The sequence below is a fragment of the Streptomyces sp. CNZ287 genome (assembly GCF_007827615.1).
The window spans coordinates 374,259-397,012 of record NZ_VISV01000001.1; the positions used below are offsets into that span (position 1 = coordinate 374,259).

Consider the following 22,754-nt stretch of genomic DNA (forward strand, 5'->3'; position numbering starts at 1 on the left):
CCCCTCCCCGCGCGGCGGGGGGCGGGGCGGCGCCCCGCGAGGCCGCGGTGCGGCCGACAGGGCGGAGCGGTACAGGGAGTTGCGGGCCCGCCCGCCTCGCGCCGCAGGCACGGGTGGCAGCGCAGGCGCCGCACGCGGAGTAACGGCCCAGCCCGCCCCGCGCCGCAGGCAGCAGGGGCCGGGGCGAGGCCCCAGGAGGCCACCCTGCGGCCGACAGGGCGGAGCCGTACAGAGAGTTGCGGGCCCGCCCGCCTCGCGCCGCAGGCACGGGTGTGGGGTCCAAGGCACAGCCCCGGGTTTCGGGGAGGGGCGGGGTCGGGGCACAGCCCCCGGCCGCTTCGCGGGTGCGGCGCGGCCGCCTCCCGGTCGCCCTCACTCACAACCCGGTAGCGCGGGCAGCGTTGCGGTTTCGGTGAGTTGGATGGCGTCCCTCGCGTCCGCCGCCTTCGCCTCGCCCTCCGGGTACGCCACCCCCAGCCCTCCGTCCCGCGCCAGCGCGTACCCGTATCCCGGGGTGATCCGCGCGTACGTCCGCGACCGCAGGTCCAGGGCCCAGGCCGCCTCCGTCGTGCGCCACGTCACCACCTCGCCGCTCACCTGGACCTGGTCGATGCCCCCCAGCTCCGGCTCCGCCGCCGCTCCGCCGCCCCCGCCCCGTACCAGCGGCAGCGGCTTCGGCCAGCCCTCCCGCCACACGTACAGCCGCGGGCGCTCCGGCTCGCCGCCCGCCCACGCCCACGTGCGGCCGTCCGACGCCACGTACCGGACGTTGCGCAGGGCCGCGATCGGGCCCGGGAGTTCCGCCCGCCGCAGCGTGTCCGTCGAGACCGCGGCGAGACGGGTCTCCGGGCCGCCCGACGGCGACTCGGACTGGCGCAGCCACACCAGCAGGCCGCCCGCCGCGAACGGCGTGTCGACGACGCCCTCGTACACCGTCCGCCGCTCGCCGCCGCCCAGGTCCCGCGCGTACACCGCCGACCGGCCGCCGCCCGTCCCCTGCGCCCAGAACAGCCGCCCCGACCGCACCACGGCCTGCACGAACGGCCCCGGCACCGCGCTCTGCCCGTCCGCCGCCCGCTCCGCCTCCGCGACCGCCTTCCGGCGCCCGCTCGTCGCGTCCCAGGCGTACAGCGTCCAGGGGCTCTCCACCTGCCGGCCCTCGACAACGTCGAAAACAAGCCACCGCCCGTCGAAGTCCGCGCTGCCCACCTGATGCTCGACGGGGTCCGCGAGCCGCATCACCCGCCGCTCCTCGTCCCCCTCCCGCAGCACGATCGACCGGTCCGCCCCGGACGACTGCAGAACCGACCACCCGGCCCCGGGCCCGACCTCCGTGAGCACCGCCCGCTCCCCCTCCGGCACCGGGACCCGCCCGGCCGCCAGCGCGTCCGACCAGCCGTCGGGCAGTTCCACCTCGCAGGCCCGGTCCCGTACGGGCGCGCCGGTCGGCGGCGCCGCCGTGGGCGAGCCCCCGCGTGACCCCTCGCGCGACCCCGCAGGCGACTCCTCGCCCGGCCCGTCGCCGCCTCCCGGCGAGCACGCTGCCGTGCCCGCCAGGAGGACGACCGCGCCCAGCGCCGCGGCGGCTACGCCGCGCGCGCGGAGCGCACCGGGCCGCCGGGCCTCACCAGACGTACCCACGACCGCCCATGATGGTCGTGATGGTGTCCGACGAGATGGTCGCGGTGCGCGGCACGCTGCCGGCCCACGAGATGACGCTCGTCGGCACCCCGCCCACCGGGTCGCGGTACTGCACGGTGCGCGCCCCGTCGTCGCTGTGGCCGTCTATCGACACCCAGTGGAATATCTCCCGGTTCGGGTGCCCGACGAGGTGCGGGCCGCCGACGACCTCCCAGGCGTTGCCCGCGATCGCGTAGTCGCCCGAGGTGTTGTGCACGATGTGGTCGCGGAAGTTGGCCTTGTCCGTCGCGGTCGGCGTGTACGGCAGCGCCTTCGGTACGTACCCCGCTCCCGGCAGGCGGTAGTTGAGCACGTCGGGGATGGGATAGCCGGTCGGGTTGGGGACGTTCGCGTTGATGCCGTACCAGGCGGTGCCGGAGGAGTTCGTACGCAGCTCGCTGCCGGCCTGCGTCTGGGACCGGTTGCCGACCTCGTCGCGCGCGGACTGCGTGATCACGAGGGTGGCGGGGCCGCAGTAGTAGGAGTTGATCTGGGACTGCTGTACGGCGCCGGAGGAGACGATCGCCGCCGCCCCGACGTCGCCGCGCGCGGCGGACCGCCCGGCCGCACCCTTCGCCGCCGCGGACTTCTCGGCCAGCAGCCGCCGCTGCTCCGCCGTGAGCCGCTCGGCGGGCAGGGTGTCCGTACGTTCCTTGTACGCGCCCGCGGCCGCGGCGCCCGCGGCGGGGCCCGGCTCGGCCGCCTGCGCGGGGCCGCCGGTGAGCACGAGGGCGGCGACGAGTACGCCGCCCGCTCCGGCTGCGGACACGGCTCGGATAGAGGACATCGCTGTCTCCTGTCGTTCGTGGGGGTGACACGGGGACGGTGATGCCGGCGTCTGCTCCCGCAGGCAGCTCCATTCTGACCGGTGTAGACCACCCACCGGAAGGGGGCATGACAACCCAGCTACAAAAAGTGATAGCACTTTGCTAGTGTTCCACCGACCGCCAAGGAACGAGAACGGGGACTTCACATGACCGACCAGCAGCCACACGACCAGCACGCCCCCGACATGCCCGCGCCGCCCGTCGCCGAGCGGCAGGCGAACAGCATCGGCGGCGCCCTCGCCCTGGTCCTCGGCCTCGCCGGCGCCCTCGCCGGTGCCGGCCTGCTCGCGCTCGGCATCGCCCTGGGGGGCGATGGCATCCTCGCCGCGGGCATCCCGGTCCTCGTCCTCGGCGCCCTGCTCTTCCTCGCCGCCCTCGTCGCGATGGCCGGGCTGAACATGGTCGAGCCCGGCGAGGCCCGCGTCGTGCAGCTCTTCGGCCGTTACACCGGCACCATCCGCGACGACGGCCTGCGCTGGGTCAACCCGCTCACCACCCGCCGCAAGATCTCCACCCGGGTGCGCAACCACGAGACCGCCGTCCTCAAGGTCAACGACGCCCGCGGCAACCCCATCGAGCTGGCCGCCGTCGTCGTCTGGCAGGTCGAGGACACCGCGCAGGCGGTCTTCGCCGTCGACGACTTCACCGAGTTCGTCGCCACCCAGACCGAGACCGCGGTCCGGCACATCGCCATCGAGTACCCGTACGACGCCTACGAGGACGACGAGTTGTCGCTGCGCACCGACGCCGAGGAGATCACCGAGAAGCTGGCCGAGGAGCTGACCGCCCGGGTGCAGGCGGCCGGCGTGCGGATCATCGAGTCGCGCTTCACCCACCTCGCGTACGCGCCGGAGATCGCCTCCGCGATGCTCCAGCGCCAGCAGGCCGGCGCCGTGGTCGCCGCGCGGCGGGAGATCGTGGACGGGGCGGTGGGCATGGTCGAGGACGCGCTCGCCCGGCTCACCCGGGAGGACATCGTCGAGCTGGACGAGGAGCGCAGGGCGGCGATGGTCGGCAACCTCATGGTCGTACTCTGCGGCGACCGCGCCCCCCAGCCCGTGCTCAACACCGGGTCCCTTTATCAGTGACGGACGACGGCCCCGACCGCACCCCCCGGTCCCGGCGCAAGCAGGTGCTGCTGCGGCTCGACCCGGCCGTGCACGACGCGCTGGCCCGGTGGGCGGCGGACGAACTGCGCAGCACCAACGCGCAGATCGACTACCTGCTCCGCCGGGCCCTCGCGGATGCCGGCCGGCTCCCCGGGAACGCCCGCCCGCACCCTCGCCGCGGCCGCCCGCCGCGTGAGCCGGAGGAGTAGCCGCCCCGGCCCCGCATCCCCCCGGCAAGCCGCCCGGCACCGCGCCCACCAGCGGTGAGGCACTACACACCCCGTCTATACACAGTACGTATACACACGGTGTAGAGTCCTCGGCATGACGATCGGCCACACCCTCCTCGGGCTCCTGGAGTCGGGCCCCCGCCACGGTTACGACCTGAAACGCGCCTTCGACGAGCGCTTCGGGCACGACCGCCCGCTGCACTACGGGCAGGTCTACTCCACCATGTCCCGGCTGCTGAAGAACGGCCTCGTCGAGGTCGACGGCATCGAGCCCGGCGGCGGCCCCGAGCGCAAGCGCTACGCCATCACCGACGCCGGCATCACCGACGTCGCCGGCTGGCTCGCCACCCCGGAGAAGCCCGAGCCGTACCTGCAGTCGACCCTGTACACCAAGGTCGTCCTCGCGCTGCTCACCGGCCGCGACGCGGTCGAACTCCTCGACGTGCAGCGCGCGGAGCATCTGCGCCTGATGCGCGAGCTGACCCGTCGCAAGAAGGGCGGCGACCTCGCCGACCAGCTCATCTGCGACCACGCCCTGTTCCACCTCGAGGCCGACCTGCGGTGGCTGGAGCTGACCGCCGCGCGCCTCGGCAAACTCGCCGCGGAGGTACGCGCATGAGCACCACACCCGTCCCGGGACCGCTCGGCGAGCCGGCGCCGATCCTCACCGCCACCGCCCTGCGCAAGGTCTACGCCGGCACCCCCGCGCTCGACGGCGCCGACTTCGCCGTCGCGGCCGGCGAGACCGTCGCCGTCATGGGCCCCTCCGGCTCCGGCAAGTCGACGCTGCTGCACTGCCTCGCCGGCATCGTCCCGGCCGACGCCGGCACCGTGACGTACGCGGGCCGCGACCTCGCCGAGCTCTCCGACGCCGAACGCAGCGCCCTGCGCCGCCGGGAGTTCGGCTTCGTCTTCCAGTTCGGCCAGCTCGTACCCGAGCTGACCTGTGTGGAGAACGTCGCCCTTCCGCTGCGTTTGACGGGTCTCGGCCGCCGGGACGCGGAGCGGGCCGCCCGCCCGTGGCTGGAGCGGCTGGAGGTCGACGACATCGCGCACAAGCGGCCCGGCGAGGTCTCCGGCGGCCAGGGCCAGCGCGTCGCGGTCGCCCGCGCGCTGGCGACCACGCCGCGGGTGATCTTCGCCGACGAGCCGACCGGTGCGCTCGACTCCCTCAACGGCGAGCGCGTCATGGAACTGCTCACCGACGCCGCGCAGGACAGCGGCGCGGCCGTCGTCCTGGTCACCCACGAGGCGCGGGTCGCGGCGTACGCGGACCGCGAGATCGTCGTACGCGACGGGCGCACCCGCAGTCTGGAGCCGGCCGGCCGATGAGCGACGTGACGTACGCCGAGAAGAAGCGCGGCACCCGCCCGCCCCACTCCGCGGGCCCACCGCCGCCCGACCCCCGCGGCACGCTGCGCGTCTGGGCCGACGACCTGCGGATGGGCCTGGCCTTCGCGCTCCGCGGCGGGCGCGAGGGCTGGATGCGGACCGTGCTCACCGCGGTCGGCGTCGGCCTGGGGGTGGCGCTGCTGCTGCTCACCACCGCCGTCCCGGGCGCCCTGGCCAACCGCGACGAGCGGGAGCTGGCCCGCAGCGAAGTCCTCGCGTCCGACGCCGAGTACGGGGGCGGCACCCTCCTGATGGGCAACGTCGACACCGAGTACGAGGGCACCATGGTCCGCGGCAGGCTGCTGCGCCCCGAGGGCCCGGGCGCCCCGCTGCCCCCCGGGCTCGACGCCTTCCCGAAGCCCGGCGAGATGGTGGTCTCCCCCGCGCTCGCCGACCGGCTCGACGACGGCGACGCGGACCTGCTGCGCGAGCGCCTGGACTACGGCATCGCCGGCACCGTCGCCGACACCGGCCTGAGCGACCCGGGCGAGCTCGTGTACTACGCGGGCAGCGACGCCATCGAGGCCGCCGACGTCAACGTCAGCCGGATCGCCGCCTTCGGCGACGACGGGGACGGCGGCGGCATGGACCCGGTGCTGCTGCTGCTCGCCATGATCGTGTTCGTCGCCCTGCTCATGCCCGTCGCGGTCTTCCTCATCGCGGCCGTGCGCTTCGGCGGCGACCGCCGCGACCGCCGGCTCGCCGCGCTCCGCCTCGTCGGCGCCGACGGGCACGCGGTGCGCCGGATCGCCGCGGGCGAGGCGCTGGCGGGGGCGCTGCTCGGACTCGTGGTCGGCGCGGGCCTGTTCCTCGCCGGGAGGCAGCTCGCGGGCGCCGTGTCGGTCTACGGGATGAGCGTCTTCACCTCCGACCTGAACCCCTCGCCGGCGCTCGCCCTGCTGGTCGCCGCGGCCGTGCCCGCCGCGGCGGTCGGCGTCACCCTGCTCGCGCTGCGCGGCGTCGTCATCGAGCCGCTGGGCGTCGTACGGTCGGCGCGGCCCCGCCGGCGGCGCATCTGGTGGCGGCTGCTGCTGCCCGCCCTCGGACTGGGCCTGCTCGCGCCGATGATGGGCCGGGGCGAGGACGCCGGAGCGTTCCCCGAGTGGCAGGTCATCGGCGGCACCGTCCTGCTGCTCACCGGCATCACCGCGCTGCTGCCCTGGCTCGTCGAGGCCGTGGTCGCCCGCCTCGGCCGCGGGCCGACGTCCTGGCAACTGGCCGTGCGCAGACTCCAGCTCAGCAGCGGCACCGCCGCCCGGCTGGTCAACGGCATCGCGGTCGCCGTCGCCGGGGCCATCGCACTGCAGATGGTCTTCGCCGGCGTCGAGGACGACTACAGCAGGCCGACCGGCAACGACACCTCCAGATATTAGCTCGGCATCTACGTCGACGCGGGGCAGGACCTCCGCGTGGGCGACCGGGTCGCCACCGCCGAGGGGGTCCGGGAGACCGTCAGCCGGATCACCGTCGAGGTGGCCGACACCGCGCGCGATCCCGAGAACTTCGCCACGCTGACCGTCGGTTCCTGCGCGAAGCTGCGCACGCTGGCGAAGCTGCCCGACTGCCGCGACGGCGACGTCTTCCGCCTCACCGACACCTACGGCAGCGCCGACGTCCGCCGCATGATCGCCGACGGCGACCCGCTGTATCTGAACCCGTCGTACGAGGGCATGCCGGGCAAGGCGCTCGCCTGGACCCCGCCGGCCGGCACCCGGCCGGCCAAGGCCCTCCGCGACGGCGACGGCAACCTGTACGACGGCATCATCTCCACCCCGGGGGCCGTCCCCGACGTCCACGACTCCGGCGTCTTCAACGCCTGGGTCGACGTGCGGCTCGACCCGGCCGTGCCGGACGCGGCCGAGCGCGTACGCAACGTGGTCGACGGCCTCGACCCGCTGCTCTCCGTCCACACGCTGTCCAGCGAGGTCGTCGAGGAGGACTTCGCGGGCATCCGCACCGGGCTGGCGGTGGGCGCCGCATGCGTCCTGGTGCTGATCGGCAGCAGCCTGCTCGTCGGCCAGCTCGAACAACTGCGGGAGCGCCGCAAGCTGTTGTCGTCGCTGGTCGCCTTCGGCACCCGGCGCTCCACACTCAGCCTGTCCGTGCTCTGGCAGACGGCGATCCCGGTGGCGCTGGGCATGACCCTGTCGATGGGCTTCGGGCTCGTGCTGGGCACGGTGCTGCTGCGCATGACGGCCACACCCGTCGCGGTCGACTGGACGTCCGTGCTGCTGATGGCCGGCGCGGGCGCGGGGGTCGTCGCCGCGGTCACGGCGCTGAGCATGCCGCTGCTGATCCGGCTGATGCGCCCGGACGGGCTGCGCACCGAATAGGGACCGGGACCGGCCGGGCGCGCGTCATAGGGGGGCGCGCCGGGCCGGCCCCGTACGGACCGCGGGGCTAGGGTCCGTCCGTTCTGTAGGGTCGGGCGCGTGGCACTCGACGCGCTCAAGTCGGCCCTCCCCGGCTACGCCGGGGACCTGCGCCGCAACCTCACCTCCGTCGTCGACGACGGGCGGCTGCCCGAGCGGCAGTTGTGGGGCGCCCTGCTGGCCTGCGCCATCGCCGTACGCTCCGCCCCCGTGCTGCGCGCGGTCGCGCCGGAGGCGCGGCGGCGGCTGACGCCCGAGGCGTACGGGGCCGCGGGGGCGGCCGCCGCGGCGATGGCGGCGAACAACGTCTTCTTCCGCGCCCGGCACCTGCTCTCCGACCCCGGCTACGGCCATCTGCGCACCGGGCTGCGGACGAACGTGCTGGGGGCCCGGGGCGTGCCGAAGGCTGACTACGAGCTGTGGTGCGTCGCCGTGTCCGCGGTGGGCGGCTGCGGGGCGTGCCTGGACGAGCACGAGGCCGCGCTGCGGCGTACCGGCGCGGACCGGGAGACGGTGCAGGAGGCGCTGAAGGTCGCCGCGCTCGTGCACGCCGCCGGCACGGTCCTCGACGCGCAGGAGGCGCTCGGCGGCTGACCGCGGCCGGCGACCGGCGCCCCGTACGAGCCGGTGCGTCAGCCCTTCGGGTCGCCGCTCTTGGCCTCCGGGCCCTGCCGGGTCGCCGCCGCGGCCTCCGCCGTCTCCGCGTCCGACCCGGGCGCGGGGGCGTCGGTCGGCGTGGCCGGTGAGATCTCGAGGACCGTCGACCCGTACGGCGGCGGCCCCGGATCCGCCGCGTGTTCCCGGTGGTACGCCTTGAGGTATCCGACCGCCGTGTTGAGCACCGCGATCAGCGGCACCGCCACCACCGCGCCCGGGATGCCCGCGACGAGCGTGCCGATCGCCACCGAGAGCACCACCGCGAGCGGGTGCACCCGCACCATGCGGCCGAGGATGAACGGCTGGAGGACGTGCCCCTCGATCTGCTGCACCAGCAGCACCACGCCGAGCACCAGCAGCGCGGTGACGAGCCCGTTCGTCACGAACGCCACCACCACCGCGAGCGCGCCGGAGACCAGCGCGCCGACGAGCGGCACGAACGCGAAGAGGAAGATCAGCACGGCCAGCGGGACGGCCATGGGCACGTCGAGGATGAAGATGCCGATGCCGATGAACACGGCGTCGATGAACGCGACCAGCACCGTGCCGCGGACGTACCCGGTGAGCGTGGCCCACACCTTCGGCCCCGCGCCCGCCACCGCGTCGCGGGCGTCGGTGGGCACGAAGTTCAGGCACCAGCGCCAGATGCGCTCGCCGTCGTAGAGCAGGAAGAGCGTGACGAACGCGGCGATGGCGGCGCCGGAGAAGAACTCCAGCACGTACGAGACGCCTTCGAGGCCGGCGGAGGTGACCTCGCTGGAGTTCTCGCCCAGCCAGTCGCTTATCTCGTTGCCGATGTTGTTGATCTGCTTTTCCTGCACGTGGAACGGCCCGTCGATGAGCCATTCCTGCGCGTCGTCGATGCCCTGCTGGATGCGGTCGGTCAGATCGTCGATGTTCTCCATGATCTGCCAGACCACGAACCAGCCGATGAGGCCGATCGCGACGAAGCCGCCGACGAACGTGGTGGCGGTGGCGAGCCCCTGGCTGAAGCCCCAGCGGCGCAGCCGCGCGACCGTCGGCTGGAGCAGCGCGGTGACCAGCAGGCCGACCGCGAAGGCGATGACGACGAGGCTGACGACGCTGATGATCTGCATCAGCACGTAGATCAGGCCGGCGAGGACCAGCAGCCGCCAGCCCACCTCGGCCGCGACCCGCACCCCCCACGGCACCACGCTGGCCGGCGCGGGACGCGGCGGCGGGCCCGGGGGCCGGGCGGCGGCGGCCGGCTCCGCGACCACGTCCTGGGGGGCGTCCTGGGGGGCGTCCTCGACGGCGGCCTCCCCGGCCGCGGGCTTCCCCGCACCGGCAGCGGCGGCAGCAGCGGCGGCCGCGGCCCGGCGCCGCTCCGCCATCCGGCTGGCCCGCTCGCCCACCCCGCCGAGCCAGTCCGTCATCTTCGACATAGAAGTCCTCACGCCGCCTACGGTCCCGCCGCAGTCCCGTCCGTCACCCGCACGACCGTACACGGCCCGCGCATACGGGAGCGGTCTGCTCCGGTCATCTACGACGTGCTGGACCGGAGCGGCGGTTCCGTACCCATGCGAAACGCCCCCGGCGGCGGAGCCGGGGGCGTTTCACGTACGCGCGGGCGCGGGATGCCGGGGTTCAGTACCAGCCGTTGGCCTGCCAGAACTCCCAGCCGCCGCAAGGGCTGCCGTAGCGGTCGTTCATGTAGCTCAGGCCCCACTCGATCTGGGTGGCGGGGTTGGTCTGCCAGTCGGCGCCCGCCGAGGCCATCTTCTCGCCGGGCAGCGCCTGCATCAGCCCGTACGCACCGGAGCTCGGGTTGGTGGCGGTGTAGTCCCAGCCCGACTCGTGGTCGACGATGTTGCTGAAGCACTGGTACTGGTCGGCCGGCACCATCTGGCGGGCCATGGCCTGCACATCGGCGACGGAGTAGGACGACTGCGGAGCGAAGTCGCCCGCGTCGGCGGACGCCGACTCGGCCGCGGCCGAGCGGCTGGCGGCCTCCGCGGCCTCCCGCTCCTTCTCGGCGGCTTCCTCGGCCGCCTTGCGCTCTGCGGCCTCCTTCTTCTCCTCCGCGGCCTGGGCGGCGGACTTGCGTGCCGCCTCCTCGGCCGCCTTACGGGCGTCCGTGTGTGCGGCGTCCGCCTGGGCGTCCGCCTGCTCCGTGAGGGAGGCGGTCTGCACCTGGGCGGAAGCGCCAGCGGGTACGTCGGCGAGGAGCGTCGCGTCGGCGGCGGTCGCCTCGACGTTGGCCGTCGAGTCGTCGCCCTTCTCCGCGCCCGTGGCCACGCCGACGACAGCGCCGACAGAGGTGACCGCGGTGGCGGAAGCCACGGCGAAACCCCGGACCGAAATCCGGCTCACACAAAGTCCTTCCAGCATCGCCCGCTTCGGTGACCTCGCGGACGCGTCCCTGCCCCTGACACTGGCCTCCCCTTGTTCCGGACCGCCGACTGTGGCGGACCGACTGGTCACGGGAGGCGCGGGCCCGGCAGCCCCCGCGTCCGCGGGGACCGTTACAGCGCTCGGGCGGCGTACGGCGGCTCTGTTCAGTTGAGTCGTGCTGCACCGGGGTCGGTGCGGGGCCGTACGCAGGGCCTGACGAGTCCCAGACTCTGCCGGAGACGGACACCCGGACGCAATTCCCCGTCCAGTGGGAAAGCTCACACCGCGTTTGCCCCTCGCTGTTGACGGAAACCCGTGCGCAGCACTGGGCGCAACAGCTACGCTGCTGCGCCCAGTTCACACGTTCGGGAAGAAGCACGGGGAGCAGTATCCCGTTATACCCGGCCCTCTTCCAGCATTTCGGTCACCAGCGCGGCGATCGGCGACCGCTCGGAGCGGTTGAGCGTCACATGCGCGAAGAGCGGGTGCCCCTTCAGCTTTTCGACGACGGCCACCACCCCGTCGTAGCGGCCGACGCGCAGATTGTCCCGCTGCGCCACGTCATGGGTGAGTACGACGCGGGAGTTCGTCCCGATCCGCGAGAGGACCGTGAGCAGCACGTTCCGCTCCAGCGACTGCGCCTCGTCGACGATCACGAACGCGTCGTGCAGCGAGCGGCCCCGGATGTGGGTCAGCGGCAGCACTTCGAGCATGCCGCGGGCGATGACCTCCTCGATCACCTCGCGCGAGGTGACCGCGGACAGGGTGTCGAAGACCGCCTGCGCCCACGGGCTCATCTTCTCGGCCTCGGTGCCCGGCAGATAGCCGAGCTCCTGACCGCCGACGGCGTAGAGCGGGCGGAAGACCATCACCTTCTGGTGCTGCCGGCGCTCCAGCACCGACTCCAGGCCCGCGCAGAGCGCCAGCGCGGACTTGCCCGTACCGGCCCGCCCGCCCATCGAGACGATGCCGACGTCCTCGTCCACCAGCAGGTCGAGCGCGATCCGCTGCTCCGCGCTGCGGCCGTGGATCCCGAAGACCTCGCGGTCGCCGCGCACCAGCCGGACCCGCCCGTCGGGGGTGACCCGGCCGAGGGCCCGGCCGCGCTCGGACTGCAGCACGAGCCCGGTGTGCACCGGCAGGTCGTCCGCCTCGGGCACCGAGACGACCTCGGCGGCGAAGAGTTCGTCGACCTGCTCGCCGCTGAGCATCAGCTCGGCCATCCCGGTCCAGCCGGAGTCCGTGATGGCCAGCTCCGCCCGGTACTCCTCGGCGGCGAGGCCCACGGACGACGCCTTGATGCGCAGCGGCAGGTCCTTGGAGACGACGGTGACGTCCTGCCCCTCGGCCTGGAGGTTGCGCGCGACGGCCAGGATGCGGGAGTCGTTGTCCCCCAGCCGGAAACCGGCGGGGAGTACCCCGATGTCGGTGTGGTTCAGCTCCACGCGGAGGGTGCCGCCGAGGTCGCCGAGCGGGATCGGGGCGTCGAGGCGGCCGTACCTGATCCGGAACTCGTCGAGCTGGCGGAGCGCCTGGCGGGCGAAGTAGCCCAGCTCAGGATGGTGCCGCTTGGCCTCGAGCTCGGTGACCACCACGACGGGCAGCACCACCTCGTGTTCGTCGAAGCGCGCCATGGCCATGGGGTCGGCCAGCAGGACGCTCGTGTCGAGGACATAGGTGCGCCGGTCAGGCTTCTTGCTGTTCACCACGGATGGACGAACCCCCTCGGATGAGGTCGGCACGCGACGGAGTCGCGGGGATCGGGCCGGGCGTCCGGACCCGTGCGGGCCACGCGGGCGCGCAGGACCGGGCCCCGGCCCTCCGCTCCGTCCGTACGTGCGATGGTGCGCTGCGCACGGACCTCGTGATGCGGCACGTGGTGCAAAGGGCCCTCCCGGGCGGGCGGTGCGGTGGACCGCCTGCTAGCACGGATATTCCCTCGCGAGCCCCGGGGCATGCAATGCCTGTCGCCGAGGGGCCGTAACGGTGGATACGTGCTAAAGCGTGCGCAGCGGGGGTCTCAGCCGCCGAAGCGGCGGTGGCGGGCCGCGTAGTCGCGCAGGGCGCGCAGGAAGTCGACGCGGCGGAACGCGGGCCAGAAGACCTCGCAGAAGTAGTACTCGGAGTGCGCCGACTGCCACAGCATGAACCCGGACAGCCGTTGCTCGCCGCTGGTGCGGATCACGAGGTCGGGGTCGGGCTGGCCGCGGGTGTAGAGGTGCTGCGCGATGTGCTCCACCTCGACGGTCTCGGCCACGTCGGCGAGCGTCCTGCCCTGGTCGGCGGCGTCGCCGAGCATCGAGCGGACGGCGTCGGCGATCTCCTGCCGGCCGCCGTAGGCGACGGCGACGTTGACCAGCACGGCCCCGCTGCCGGGCCCGGTGACCACGTCGTGGGTGGCCTCCTCCGCCTCCTTGAGGACCCGCTGGGTGCGCATCGGCAACAGGTCGAGGTTGCCGACGTGGTGCACCTGCGCGCCGCCCCTCCCGGCGACGCCCGAGACGGCCTCCTCGATGATGGCGAGCAGCGGGTTCAGCTCGGGCTCCGGCCGGTCCAGGTTGTCGGTGGAGAGCAGCCAGAGCGTGAGCACCTCGACGTCGGTCTCGCGGCACCAGCGGATCAGCTCGTGGATCTTCTCGGCGCCGGCCTGGTGGCCCTGCGCGGTGGTGCCCCCGGCGGCGCGGGCCCAGCGACGGTTGCCGTCCAGGATGACGCCGATGTGCTTGGGCACACGGGCCGGGTCGAGACGGCGCTCCAGGCGCTTCTCGTAAACGCGATACACGATGCCGCGCCAGGTCATCCGGCGTTCAGCCCTTCCGTCGTACGTTCGGAACACCCCCCGGAAGGCGCCACAGTACTGCCCGCTATGCCACAGTCCTGTCACAGGGGCGCACCGGGTTCGTGATAGGCAGGTTTTGTGAACAGTCTTTTGCCTTACCTGCCAGCAGACACCCGTTACGACGCGATGACCTACCGCCGGACAGGTCGCAGCGGCCTCAAGCTCCCGGAGATCTCCCTCGGTCTCTGGCACAACTTCGGCGACGACCGCTCCCTGGAGTCGCAGCGCGCCATCCTGCGCCGCGCGTTCGACCTCGGGGTGACCCACTTCGACCTGGCGAACAACTACGGCCCGCCGCCCGGCTCCGCGGAGGAGAACTTCGGCCGGATCTTCGCGGCCGACTTCCGCCCGTACCGCGACGAGCTGGTGCTGTCGACCAAGGCGGGCTACCTGATGCAGCCGGGTCCGTACGGCGAGTGGGGCTCGCGTAAGTACCTGCTGTCGTCGCTGGACGCGTCGCTCGGCCGCATGGGCGTGGACTACGTCGACATCTTCTACTCGCACCGCTACGACCCGGACACCCCGCTGGAGGAGACGATGGGCGCGCTGGCGTCCGCCGTGCAGCAGGGCAAGGCGCTGTACGTCGGCGTCTCCTCGTACACCGCGGAGCAGACCCGCGAAGCCGCCCGGCTGCTGCGGGAGATGGGCGTACGGCCGCTCATCCACCAGCCCTCGTACTCGATGATCAACCGCTGGACCGAGGACGACGAACTCCTCGACACCCTGGAGGCGGAGGGCATGGGCTGCATCTCCTTCGCGCCGCTGGCGCAGGGGATGCTGACCGACAAGTACCTGGACGGCATCCCGGCGGACTCGCGGGCCGCGCAGAACAAGTCGCTGGATCCGGAGCTGCTGACGGACGAGGTGGTGCGGCGGCTGCGCGGGCTGAACGAGATCGCGCGCGGCCGCGGGCAGTCGCTGGCGCAGCTCGCGCTGGGCTGGGTGCTGCGGGACCCGCGGATGACGTCGGCGCTCATCGGCGCGTCGAGCGTGGCGCAGTTGGAGGCGAACGTCGCGGCGCTGGGCGCGGCGGAGCTGACGGCGGCGGAGCTGGCGGAGATCGACGGGTTCGCGAAGACGACGAGCGGCGTCAACATCTGGGCCGGACGCGGCTGAGAGCCCGTACCGGAGGGCGCCGGGCGGTGCCGTCCGGAGGAAAGGGAACGGGCCGGTCCGTGGGGGGGATACGGACCGGCCCGAGGGGGGGAGTTCCACCATAACCCAGGGTGAGGGGTGCTCAGTACCGGAACGGACGGGTCACCTCGAAAAGTGCTCGCACGGTGACGTTCCGTATACGAACTCCGCTGCGATCAGGTCACTCGCACGAGGCGGTTCGCGGCTCACGGGAGGGGTTCGGGGGGCGTGCGGGGCGTACGGGCAGACCCGTCCCCGCGCCGCTCAGCCGGCCGCCAGTCCGCCGGCGACGAGCCCCGCGAAGGCCCCGACGATCATGAAGGGGCCGAACGCAATGCCCGTCTTCCGGCCGACCCTGCGGGCCGCCAGCATGGTGATCGCGTAGCCCGCGCCCAGCAGCAGACCGGCGAACGAGCCGGTGAACAGCACGTCCCAGCCGTACCAGCCGAGCGCGACGCCCAGCACGAGCGCCAGCTTCACGTCCCCGAAGCCCATGCCGGCGGGGTTGAGGAAGAAGAGCAGAAAGTAGATCGCCCCCAGCGCGAGGCCGCCCAGCAGGGCGCGCGTCCACGATCCCGCGCCTCCTACGAGCGCCGCACCCCCCAGCAGCACAACGGCCGCCCCCGCGAGCGGCAGCGTCAGGACGTCCGGAAGCCGCCGCACCGCCCGGTCGACGGCGAAGAGCAGCACCCCGAACGGCGCCAGCAGCAGCCAGACCGCCAGCTCCGGCTCGGGACCCGTGGCCGCGGCGAGCGCGGCGCAGGCGGCGGCGGTCGCGGTGGCCGGGAGCCGGACGCGCAGCCCGTAGGGGCTGCCGCCGCACTCCTTGCACGTCGCCGGGCCGGCCCAGCCCGGCAGCGGGTGGTCCCTCGGACAGCGGTCGCGCCACGGCTCGTCGGCGGCCACGGAGAGCCGGTAGGCGGCCCGGGGCAGCAGGGCCCCGGCGGCGGCACCGTAGCCGGCGGCGAGGACGACGAGAAGGACGGCGAGCACGGGGTGAGCCTAACGGCGCTCCCGCGGGCGGGGCAGGGGCGGGTCGGCGGCGGTACGGTGGCGGCCCGGGGGCCGGGGCCGGGGACCGTACGGGGTGGCTCCCGGCCCGTAGCGACACCTCGGGGGGAGGCCCGCCATGCCCACCTGGCCCGACGGACCCGCCACGCTCACCGTCGGCACCGGCACGGACCCGCTGCCGCTGGAGGTGGCGTCCTCCTTCGCCCGGCGCAGCCGCGGCCTGCTGGGCCGCGAAGGACTGGCCGGCGCCCTCCTCCTCACCCCCGCCCAGGGCGTGCACACCCTCGGCATGCGCTTCGCCATCGACGTCGCGTATCTCGACCGCCGGCTGACGGTCCTGGCCGTACGCACCATGCCGCCAGGACGCCTCGGCCGCCCCCGGCTGCGGGCCCGGCACGTACTGGAGGCGGAGGCGGGCGCGTTCGCCGGCTGGGGCATCCGGCCCGGGGTGCGCCTGGGCGTCGGCCCCGCCCCGGCGGGGGCGGGCTGACCGGGCGGCGGGAGCGTCAGTGGCGCTCGCTACGATCGAAAACGACCGTGATCGCGGCCCGTACGCCGGGCCGCGGCGCGGACGGCGTACGGACGTACAGGGGGCACCACCGTGGGGATATTCGGTCGCAAGCCGCGCCGCGACGGGCGGGACACCACGCGCGACGCCTCGTTCGAGTTCTTCTCCGAGGACGAGGGCGCCCGCTTCCGGGCCGGGGTCCACGCGGCCTTCGCCGAGCAGGGTCTCGAGGTGACGGTCGGCGCGGACGCCGTGACCGACAGCTCGGGCCGGCGGTTCGGCCTGGGCAACCTGGCGGCGGTCTGCCACAACGACACCCGCGGGCCGCGCGTCTGGCCCGAGCTGACCCGCCGCCACATCGGCATCATGCTGCGGGCCATGGAAGGGCCCTCGGTGCTGGACACCATGCCGGCGGAGAAGTTCCGCTCCCAGCTCTACCCGCGACTGCTGCCCGACGAGATGACCGGCTCCGACGGCTTCGACTACGCGCGGCCGCTCGCCGAGGGGCTGCGCGAGGTGCTGGCGCTCGACCTCCCCGAGAGCGTCATGGTCCTCCCCCGCTCGTCGCTGGAGCCCTTCGGCGACGTCGCCGTGTTGCGGGCGCGGGCGCTGGACAACCTGCGCCGGCTGCGCGTCGAGGCGCACGAGACGATCGAGCAGGAGGAGGGCGCCCGCGTCGACGTGGTGATGGGCGAGTCGATGTTCACGGCGAGCCTCGTGCTGATGCTGGACGAACTGGTGCCCCGCATCACCGGCCGCGGTCTGAGCACCGACGGGGCGCTGGTGGCGATGCCGTTCCGGCACCAGCTCGCGTTCCACGCGATCCGCGACCGGCACGTGATAGCCGGCCTCAACACCCTCGCGCAGTTCGCCGCGGCCGGCTTCGAGGAGGGCGTCGGGCGGATCACGCCGGACGTCTACTGGTGGCGGGCCGGTGTGCTGACCCGGCTCAGCGCGATGGACGAGGACGGCATCAAGATCATGGTGGACGGGGAGTTCCAGGCGGTGCTGGAGCGGCTCATCGAGGGCTGAGCCCGACACCCGGGGAGCGCACGGGAGTTACCCGGTGGCGGCCCGCCGGCGGCCCGCCGGCCAACGCTTCTCGACGCACCCCGAGCGCCCCTGGTACGCGCGCGGAACCCGGCCTACGGTGGTGGGCCGGAGAACCGGCGAAGACCGCGGCGGGAAGCCGAAGGAAGCAGCCATGGGCGACTGGTGGTCCATCGAGGTGCTCGACGCGCACTCCTCCGCACTGCGGTGGAAGGACGCGTACGAGTACGCGCTCGTCGAGTCGGCGATCAGCAACCGGGCCTCGGCCTGGGAGTGGCACGTCCACTCCGACGGGATCGTCTTCGAGATAGCGTTCCGCGAGGAGAGCGACGGGGAGGCGTGGCGCCGGCTGCCGGGCGTACGGGCGGCGCTGGACGCCGTGCCCGACCCGGCTGGCGGACTCCTCGTCCGCCGCGGCCCGGACGGCACCGCGTGCTGCCGCGGGCCGCTGGCCGGGAACGCGCGGAAGAAACGGTAACAACGGGCTCTTCGGGAACTAAGTGCCGTTCCGTGTCGTCATTCGTTTCGAGGTTTGTGCCCGCATTGGGCGGCCTTGGGCGCGTCGTGTTCCGGCGCGCGGTACGTGACATACGGCGGGGAGACCGATGAGCACCGAGCACGGCCCTGATGACCTGGAATGGCGGAGAAGCAGCTACAGCCGCGGGGCCGGGGCCAAGTGCGTGGAGGTCGCCGCCGGGGCCGGGGTGGTGCACGTACGGGACTCCAAGACGCCGGACGGTCCGGTGCTCACCTTCACGCCGGAGGCGTGGGCGGCGTTCACGGTGTACGCGACCCGCACGCCGGGGACGGTGCGCAGGTTCTGAGCGGGGCTCAGGAGGTCCTGGGCGCCCGTGCCGGGCAGTCGTCGCCGCGCTCCCGGGAGAAGCTGAGGACGTCCCGGTGGCGGATCTCGTCGCCTTCGCGGTCGTTGACGACGACGACGGGCAGCTTCTCGACGCAGTCGGCGAGGAGTTGCTGCATGTGCGCCACCTTGATGCCGACGGCGATGCGGCGGCCGGCGGCGTCGTCGGCGAGGTCGGTGGAGATGACGGTCCGCACCGCGGTGTCACCCTCCCACTCGGTCTCGACTCCGGTGACGTGCTCGGCGTACTCGGCGGGGGCGTAGGCCGACGCGCCGGCCGACCGGCCGGCGGCGGGGCGCAGTTGGGCGGAGTCGGCGGGCAGCCCCCGCAACACGTCGTCGGCGAGCCACAGCACGCCGCCCAGCACCACCGCGGCACCGGCCACGGCGGCGGCAACCCGCAGCACCCGCCCCACGAAGGTCACGCGGTCCTCGCCCCCTCCCGACACGCCGACGCGAGCATACCGGGCACGACGGACATCCGGGTCACTGCCCCCGGGGGAAACTCACCTCGACCCGCCGGTTCTGCTTCCGGCCTTCCTCGGTGGCGTTGTCGGCGATGGGGTAGTCCTCGCTGTAGCCGCGGACGACGTAGGTGATGTCGGCGGCCTGGAGGGTGTTGGTCAGCTCCTGGTGCACGGCGTTGGCGCGGTTCTTGGAGAGCGTGACGCCGTGCGCGTACGACCCGAGGTCGTCGGTGAAGCCGAAGACGCGGACGGTGTCCGGGCTGTTCTGCTCGATCTCGTCGGCGATGGCGGCGATCCGGGACCGCGCCTGGCCGGTGAGCTTGGCGCTGTCCTTGGGGAAGAGGACTTCGGCCTGCAGCGCGATGGTGATGGTCGAGTTGGAGTCAGACCGCCGCTCCTCGCCGCCCTGGGTCTCGACGACGGAGACGATGTCCAGCACCTTGGGCTCGTCGAGGGTGGCACCCTCCTCCAGCCGGAGATCGGGGTCGGTGACGTCGGTCTCGACGGGCGGCGGCGCGGAGGTGCTGGTCCCGGGCGGGGAGGAGGGGACGGGAACGTCGTCCTGCACGGGGAGCGCGTGCGCGACACCGGGGGTGGCGGCGAGAAAGGAGGCGAGCGCGAGCGCTACGCCTGCACGGGAGGGCATCGCGGTGCTCACCTCATTCGGAGATCTCTAGGTTGGACGGGGGGAACGTGGGGAGCTGGAACTCGACCTCGGTGGTCTCGTCGGGCGGGGCGGGGAACTGTATGTAGACGGTCAGCGTCTCGCCGGCGTCGAGGCTCGCGATACCCGAGGTGCACAAGCAGCGCATCTCGGTGTCCCGCAGCGCGTAGTAGCGCTTCTTGCCCTCCGAGTCCACGAACGTGGCACCCATGAGGGACGACTTGTCCGCCCCCTGCTCCCGGCCGGACCAGTCCTGGATGTGCAGGAAGTCCTCGGTGCCGGTGTTCTCCAACTCGCCGTTGAGCGTGACGAACCCGCCGCCGTCGCGCTTCAGCTCCAGTATGCGAAGGACGATGCCTTCTTTGTTCTTCACTTCGGCGATCGGCTCCGACGGAACCTCCTCGTCGCCGGCGTCCTGCTGCCCTTCACCCTTGGCGTCGGAGTCGCCGCCGCCGGACGTCTCGGAGGTGTCGGACGACTTCGCGCCGCCGTCGACGTCATCGCCGCCGCTGCCGCAGCCCGCGGCGGTGAGCGCCAGGGCCGCGGCCAGCGCCACGGTGGCGGCTGCCCTGCGCGCCCTGCTCGTGCCCCTCATGCTCATTGCCAGCTTCCTTCGCAGTTCAGTCGACGAGACGTACGGAGAACAGGTCGTCGGGGTCGGGAAGGAGGTCGATGTCGTCCGGGTCGAGGGACCAGTCGCCGCCCTCGCAGTCGAGTTCGAGCGGCGGCTTGTCGCGGTCCTCGTCCTCATCTTCGTCGTCGCGACCGCCGTCGCCGTCGCCTTCGCCGCGCCCGCCGTCGTCCTGGTCCCGGCCGTCGTCCTCTCCCCCGGAGCCGTTGGGCTCCTGCACGTCGCAGCGGGATTCGAGGACCGCCGTGGCGGTGGCCTCGGAGCGTTTGCTCTCCGTTCCCGGCACGAGCGTGTCACCCACTGCCTCCCGGTTGCGTACGGTCACGGTGAAGCCGTCGTCCGGGTCATAAACACGGTCGCACGCAGTCGTGTCCGCGTCGTTCTTGGCGGCGAAATCCTGCGCCGCGGCGCAGGCGGACCCGTACTCGAAGCCCTCGCCTCCGAGGAGGTCGTCCCACGAGTCCGGGTCGAGGAGCGTGTCCAGCAACCCTTCCGACAACTGCTCGCGCGCGTCGTGGGCGGCGGCCAGCGCGGCGGCGTCGGCCGCCCCCTGAGCATCGTTGCGGTTCGCGGCGGCCTGGCCGACGGCGAAGTACGCGACGGCGAGGAACAGCAGGCCCGCAATCCCGGCGATATAGAGCGGGAACGCCTGACCTGAGTCATCCCTCAGCCGATCTTTCCGATCTGGTCCTGGATCTTGCCGAGGATCAACTCCCCCAGCCCCGACTGGATCAGCACCAGCACGATCACCACGGCCACCGCGATGATCCCCAGGTACTCCACCGCTGTCTGCCCCCGATCGCGCTTGCGGCCGTGGTGCAGCCGCTGGGTGGCGGCCAGGGACCTCAGCAGCACGTCGTTGGGTTTCCACATGCGGTCTACCTCCGGAGTCGGACAACGCGGCCGTTGCCGTCGGTCCGTCAAGCCAATTGTGGTCTGTAACAGCGGACTTGGCGTCAGGAACGGCCATTTTCCGTCCTCCCCCTCGCCGCCCGCCTTACACCTGCGGCGGCCCGCGCCGCGGCGCGTCCACGTGCGCAGCGTAACCGGACGCTTGCCGACTGTCCCACACCCCCCTCGCGCATGCGAGAGGTCGGCGGGGAATACCCCGGGATGTCTGCCTCCCGGGTGGTGTCGGTCGTCCCGGGTACCGTCGCCGCATGACGAGACTTGCCACCGTGTTCATCCCCCAGTTCCCTCCCGAGCAGCTTCGCGCCGTGGCGCGCGCCGCCGACGAGTCCGGGATCGACGAGTTGTGGGTGTGGGAGGACTGCTTCTACGAGAGCGGGGTCGCCACCGCCGCCGCCGTGCTCGCCTGGACCGAGCGGGTGCACGTCGCCATCGGGATCCTGCCCGTGCCGCTGCGGAACGTCGCGCTGGTCGCCATGGAGGCCGCCACCCTGCACCGGCTCTTCCCCGGGCGGGTGACGCTCGGGGTGGGGCACGGGGTGCAGTCGTGGATGGGGCAGGTGGGGGCGCGGGCCGCGTCGCCGCTGACGTTGCTGCGCGAGCATCTGACCGCGCTGCGCGCGCTGCTCGCCGGGGAGAAGGTCACCGTCGACGGGCGGTACGTCACGCTCGACGGCGTCGAGCTGGCCTGGCTGCCGGCCGCGGCACCGCCGGTCTTCTCCGGGGGTACGGGGCCCAAGACCCTGCGGCTCACCGGGGAGTCGGCCGACGGGACGATCCTCGCCGGGGGTGCCTCGCCCGAGGTGGTGCAGGAGGCCGCCGAGACGGTACGGGCCGGGCGCGAGGCCGCCGGGCGGGGCGGGGAGCATCCGCTCGTCGCCTCGATCCTCGTCGCCACCGGGCCCGGCGCCGAGCGCCGGCTCGCCGAGGACGCCCGCCGGATGGGCTGGGACCCCGCCGCGGAGGCCCACGTCGCCGGGGACGCCGCCGCCGTCGCGGCCGCCGTGGACCGCTGGGCGGCGGCCGGGGCGACGACGGTGGTGCTGCAGCCGACCGCCGACGAGCCGGATCCGGTGGCCTTCGTCCGGTGGGTGGCCGAGGAGGTGCGCCCGCTGGTGTCGTAGCGCCTCCGCGAAGGGCTCCATCCGCTACTCCGTCAGCACGCCGAACTCCGAGCCGGAGCCCAGGTACACCGCCGTCACCAGCAGGATGATCGTCGCCGGCACCATCAGGCTGGTGATCAGCAGCGTCGCCTTCGGGATCGCCCGGGACGCGCGCCGGCGAGCGTTCTGGGCATCCGTGCGCCGCTGGTCCGTGGCGATCTGTATGAGCGTCTCGACGATCGGCGCGCCCAGGTCCTCGCCCTGCTGGAGCGCGGTGACGAACTGGGCGACCTGCTCGGAGTCGTTGCGGCGGCGCAGTTCCTCGAACGCCTGCCGGCGGGAGACGCCCATGTCCATCTGGCGCAGGGTGATGCGCAGTTCGTCGGCCCAGGGGCCCGAGTAGCGCTCGCTCACCCGGTCCAGCGCCTGCCGGAAGCCGAGCCCCGCGCTCACCACCACGGCCAGGACGTCGAGGAAGTCGGGCAGCGTGCGTTCGATGACGTCGCGCCGCTTGCGCACGGCCGCCCAGATGCCGACCTCCGCCCAGCCGTAGCCGAAGGCCGCCAGCACCAGCGCGCCGACCCACTGGCCGGAGGAGAGCAGGGTGAGCGCGCCGCCGTAGCCGATGGCGGCGTAGACGGCGCGGCGAGCGGCGTAGCGGTCGATCGTCAGGCCGCCGGGGTTGCCCGCGCGGTCTATCTTGCGGCGCTTGTTCTCCACCGCCCGCCGGCCCATCAGCTTCAGCACCAGCGGCGCGAACCGCATCCCGAGCCGGTCGACGAGCGAGCCGACGACGGTGGTGCGGGTGGCGCCGACCTCCAGGGCCACCTGGAGGTCGCTGGGGAGCTTGACCTCGGCGCGGTAGACGCGGATGCCGCTGAGGACGCCGAAGACGGCGAGGCCGGCGGCGGCGGCGAGGAGCAGGCCGAGGGTTCCGTATGCCATGTGAGTCCC

24 protein-coding genes and 1 pseudogene are annotated in these 22,754 nt (G+C 73.3%); 12 read left to right on the plus strand and 13 right to left on the minus strand.

The window, feature by feature from the left end; genetic code table 11:
• Window positions 1-372: 372 nt before the first annotated feature.
• Both FB457_RS01635 and FB457_RS01640 read right to left on the minus strand, forming a co-directional pair.
• Window positions 373-1,641, minus strand: coding sequence for a hypothetical protein (locus tag FB457_RS01635; protein WP_145780541.1), 1,269 nt, complete (start codon window positions 1,639-1,641; stop codon window positions 373-375).
• Window positions 1,625-2,467 carry a cysteine peptidase family C39 domain-containing protein gene (locus FB457_RS01640; protein ID WP_347612705.1) on the minus strand — a complete coding sequence of 281 codons (843 nt, stop codon included), beginning with the start codon at window positions 2,465-2,467 and terminating at the stop codon, window positions 1,625-1,627. The genes FB457_RS01635 and FB457_RS01640 overlap by 17 nt, the downstream gene beginning before the upstream one ends.
• A 186-nt stretch (window positions 2,468-2,653) precedes the next feature.
• On the opposite strand from FB457_RS01640, the gene FB457_RS01645 reads away from it, so the two are divergent.
• From FB457_RS01645 to ahpD, 6 genes and pseudogenes are all read left to right on the plus strand, one after another.
• Entirely contained in the window at window positions 2,654-3,595 is a 942-nt protein-coding gene (locus FB457_RS01645; protein ID WP_047017790.1) for an SPFH domain-containing protein, read from the plus strand.
• On the plus strand, window positions 3,592-3,825 hold the full coding sequence (locus tag FB457_RS01650; protein WP_145780544.1) for a hypothetical protein: 234 nt from the start codon (window positions 3,592-3,594) through the stop codon (window positions 3,823-3,825). Before FB457_RS01645 ends, FB457_RS01650 begins: the two co-directional genes overlap by 4 nt.
• A gap of 115 nt (window positions 3,826-3,940) precedes the next feature.
• Window positions 3,941-4,465 (plus strand): PadR family transcriptional regulator, encoded by a 525-nt coding sequence (locus tag FB457_RS01655; RefSeq protein ID WP_145780546.1) that lies wholly within the window; start codon window positions 3,941-3,943, stop codon window positions 4,463-4,465.
• Complete coding sequence (locus FB457_RS01660; RefSeq protein ID WP_047017787.1) at window positions 4,462-5,178, plus strand: ABC transporter ATP-binding protein; 717 nt, start codon at window positions 4,462-4,464, stop codon at window positions 5,176-5,178. The genes FB457_RS01655 and FB457_RS01660 overlap by 4 nt, the downstream gene beginning before the upstream one ends.
• Window positions 5,175-7,571: pseudogene (locus tag FB457_RS01665) on the plus strand (ABC transporter permease). The gene FB457_RS01660 and the pseudogene FB457_RS01665 overlap by 4 nt, the downstream one beginning before the upstream one ends.
• A gap of 99 nt (window positions 7,572-7,670) precedes the next feature.
• Complete coding sequence (gene ahpD, locus FB457_RS01670; protein WP_145780547.1) at window positions 7,671-8,204, plus strand: alkylhydroperoxidase, AhpD family; 534 nt, start codon at window positions 7,671-7,673, stop codon at window positions 8,202-8,204.
• A gap of 38 nt (window positions 8,205-8,242) precedes the next feature.
• Here the strand turns inward: ahpD and FB457_RS01675 are convergent, their stop codons facing one another.
• The 4 genes from FB457_RS01675 to FB457_RS01690 all read right to left on the minus strand — a co-directional run bounded on the left by FB457_RS01675 (window position 8,243) and on the right by FB457_RS01690 (window position 13,422).
• The gene (locus tag FB457_RS01675) at window positions 8,243-9,673 is read right to left on the minus strand and encodes an AI-2E family transporter (RefSeq protein WP_145780549.1); all 1,431 of its coding nucleotides are present in this window, start codon (window positions 9,671-9,673) and stop codon (window positions 8,243-8,245) included.
• 202 nt (window positions 9,674-9,875) lie between these two features.
• Window positions 9,876-10,601 (minus strand): aggregation-promoting factor C-terminal-like domain-containing protein, encoded by a 726-nt coding sequence (locus FB457_RS01680; protein WP_047017783.1) that lies wholly within the window; start codon window positions 10,599-10,601, stop codon window positions 9,876-9,878.
• A gap of 416 nt (window positions 10,602-11,017) precedes the next feature.
• Window positions 11,018-12,331: an RNA 5'-3' helicase PhoH2 gene (gene phoH2, locus FB457_RS01685; RefSeq protein WP_047017782.1), complete on the minus strand. Its 1,314-nt coding sequence runs from the start codon at window positions 12,329-12,331 to the stop codon at window positions 11,018-11,020.
• A gap of 311 nt (window positions 12,332-12,642) precedes the next feature.
• Window positions 12,643-13,422, minus strand: a complete 780-nt coding sequence (locus tag FB457_RS01690) for an isoprenyl transferase (protein ID WP_047017781.1) — start codon at window positions 13,420-13,422, stop codon at window positions 12,643-12,645.
• Between the two features lie 117 nt (window positions 13,423-13,539).
• Between FB457_RS01690 and mgrA the strand changes: the two genes are divergently transcribed.
• Window positions 13,540-14,577: an L-glyceraldehyde 3-phosphate reductase gene (gene mgrA / locus FB457_RS01695; protein ID WP_078898420.1), complete on the plus strand. Its 1,038-nt coding sequence runs from the start codon at window positions 13,540-13,542 to the stop codon at window positions 14,575-14,577.
• 282 nt (window positions 14,578-14,859) lie between these two features.
• On the opposite strand, the gene FB457_RS01700 is transcribed toward mgrA, so the two are convergent.
• Window positions 14,860-15,588: a prepilin peptidase gene (locus FB457_RS01700; RefSeq protein WP_145780551.1), complete on the minus strand. Its 729-nt coding sequence runs from the start codon at window positions 15,586-15,588 to the stop codon at window positions 14,860-14,862.
• A gap of 136 nt (window positions 15,589-15,724) precedes the next feature.
• Between FB457_RS01700 and FB457_RS01705 the strand changes: the two genes are divergently transcribed.
• From FB457_RS01705 to FB457_RS01720, 4 genes are all read left to right on the plus strand, one after another.
• Window positions 15,725-16,096 carry a DUF192 domain-containing protein gene (locus FB457_RS01705; protein WP_047017778.1) on the plus strand — a complete coding sequence of 124 codons (372 nt, stop codon included), beginning with the start codon at window positions 15,725-15,727 and terminating at the stop codon, window positions 16,094-16,096.
• A gap of 111 nt (window positions 16,097-16,207) precedes the next feature.
• Entirely contained in the window at window positions 16,208-17,146 is a 939-nt protein-coding gene (locus FB457_RS01710) for a DUF1444 domain-containing protein (protein WP_145780553.1), read from the plus strand.
• Between the two features lie 172 nt (window positions 17,147-17,318).
• Window positions 17,319-17,642 carry a hypothetical protein gene (locus FB457_RS01715; protein WP_047017776.1) on the plus strand — a complete coding sequence of 108 codons (324 nt, stop codon included), beginning with the start codon at window positions 17,319-17,321 and terminating at the stop codon, window positions 17,640-17,642.
• 127 nt (window positions 17,643-17,769) lie between these two features.
• Window positions 17,770-17,988: a DUF397 domain-containing protein gene (locus FB457_RS01720; RefSeq protein WP_107086152.1), complete on the plus strand. Its 219-nt coding sequence runs from the start codon at window positions 17,770-17,772 to the stop codon at window positions 17,986-17,988.
• 7 nt (window positions 17,989-17,995) lie between these two features.
• On the opposite strand, the gene FB457_RS01725 is transcribed toward FB457_RS01720, so the two are convergent.
• The 5 genes from FB457_RS01725 to FB457_RS01745 are packed head-to-tail and all read right to left on the minus strand — an operon-like array spanning window position 17,996 to window position 20,661.
• The gene (locus tag FB457_RS01725) at window positions 17,996-18,475 is read right to left on the minus strand and encodes a hypothetical protein (RefSeq protein WP_486588897.1); all 480 of its coding nucleotides are present in this window, start codon (window positions 18,473-18,475) and stop codon (window positions 17,996-17,998) included.
• 37 nt (window positions 18,476-18,512) lie between these two features.
• On the minus strand, window positions 18,513-19,139 hold the full coding sequence (locus tag FB457_RS01730; protein ID WP_145780554.1) for an OmpA family protein: 627 nt from the start codon (window positions 19,137-19,139) through the stop codon (window positions 18,513-18,515).
• A 13-nt stretch (window positions 19,140-19,152) separates the two neighbouring features.
• A complete protein-coding gene (locus FB457_RS01735; RefSeq protein ID WP_047017774.1) occupies window positions 19,153-19,758 on the minus strand; it encodes a hypothetical protein in 606 nt (201 codons plus the stop codon).
• A gap of 19 nt (window positions 19,759-19,777) precedes the next feature.
• The gene (locus FB457_RS01740) at window positions 19,778-20,458 is read right to left on the minus strand and encodes a pilus assembly protein TadG-related protein (protein WP_145780861.1); all 681 of its coding nucleotides are present in this window, start codon (window positions 20,456-20,458) and stop codon (window positions 19,778-19,780) included.
• On the minus strand, window positions 20,455-20,661 hold the full coding sequence (locus FB457_RS01745; RefSeq protein ID WP_047017773.1) for a hypothetical protein: 207 nt from the start codon (window positions 20,659-20,661) through the stop codon (window positions 20,455-20,457). The genes FB457_RS01740 and FB457_RS01745 overlap by 4 nt, the downstream gene beginning before the upstream one ends.
• Window positions 20,662-20,948: 287 nt before the next feature.
• Here FB457_RS01745 and FB457_RS01750 point away from each other — a divergent pair, with 287 nt between their 5' ends.
• Entirely contained in the window at window positions 20,949-21,821 is an 873-nt protein-coding gene (locus tag FB457_RS01750) for an LLM class flavin-dependent oxidoreductase (protein ID WP_145780556.1), read from the plus strand.
• Window positions 21,822-21,845: 24 nt separating this feature from the next.
• On the opposite strand, the gene FB457_RS01755 is transcribed toward FB457_RS01750, so the two are convergent.
• The gene (locus tag FB457_RS01755) at window positions 21,846-22,745 is read right to left on the minus strand and encodes a DUF5936 domain-containing protein (RefSeq protein ID WP_047017771.1); all 900 of its coding nucleotides are present in this window, start codon (window positions 22,743-22,745) and stop codon (window positions 21,846-21,848) included.
• Window positions 22,746-22,754 lie beyond the last annotated feature (9 nt).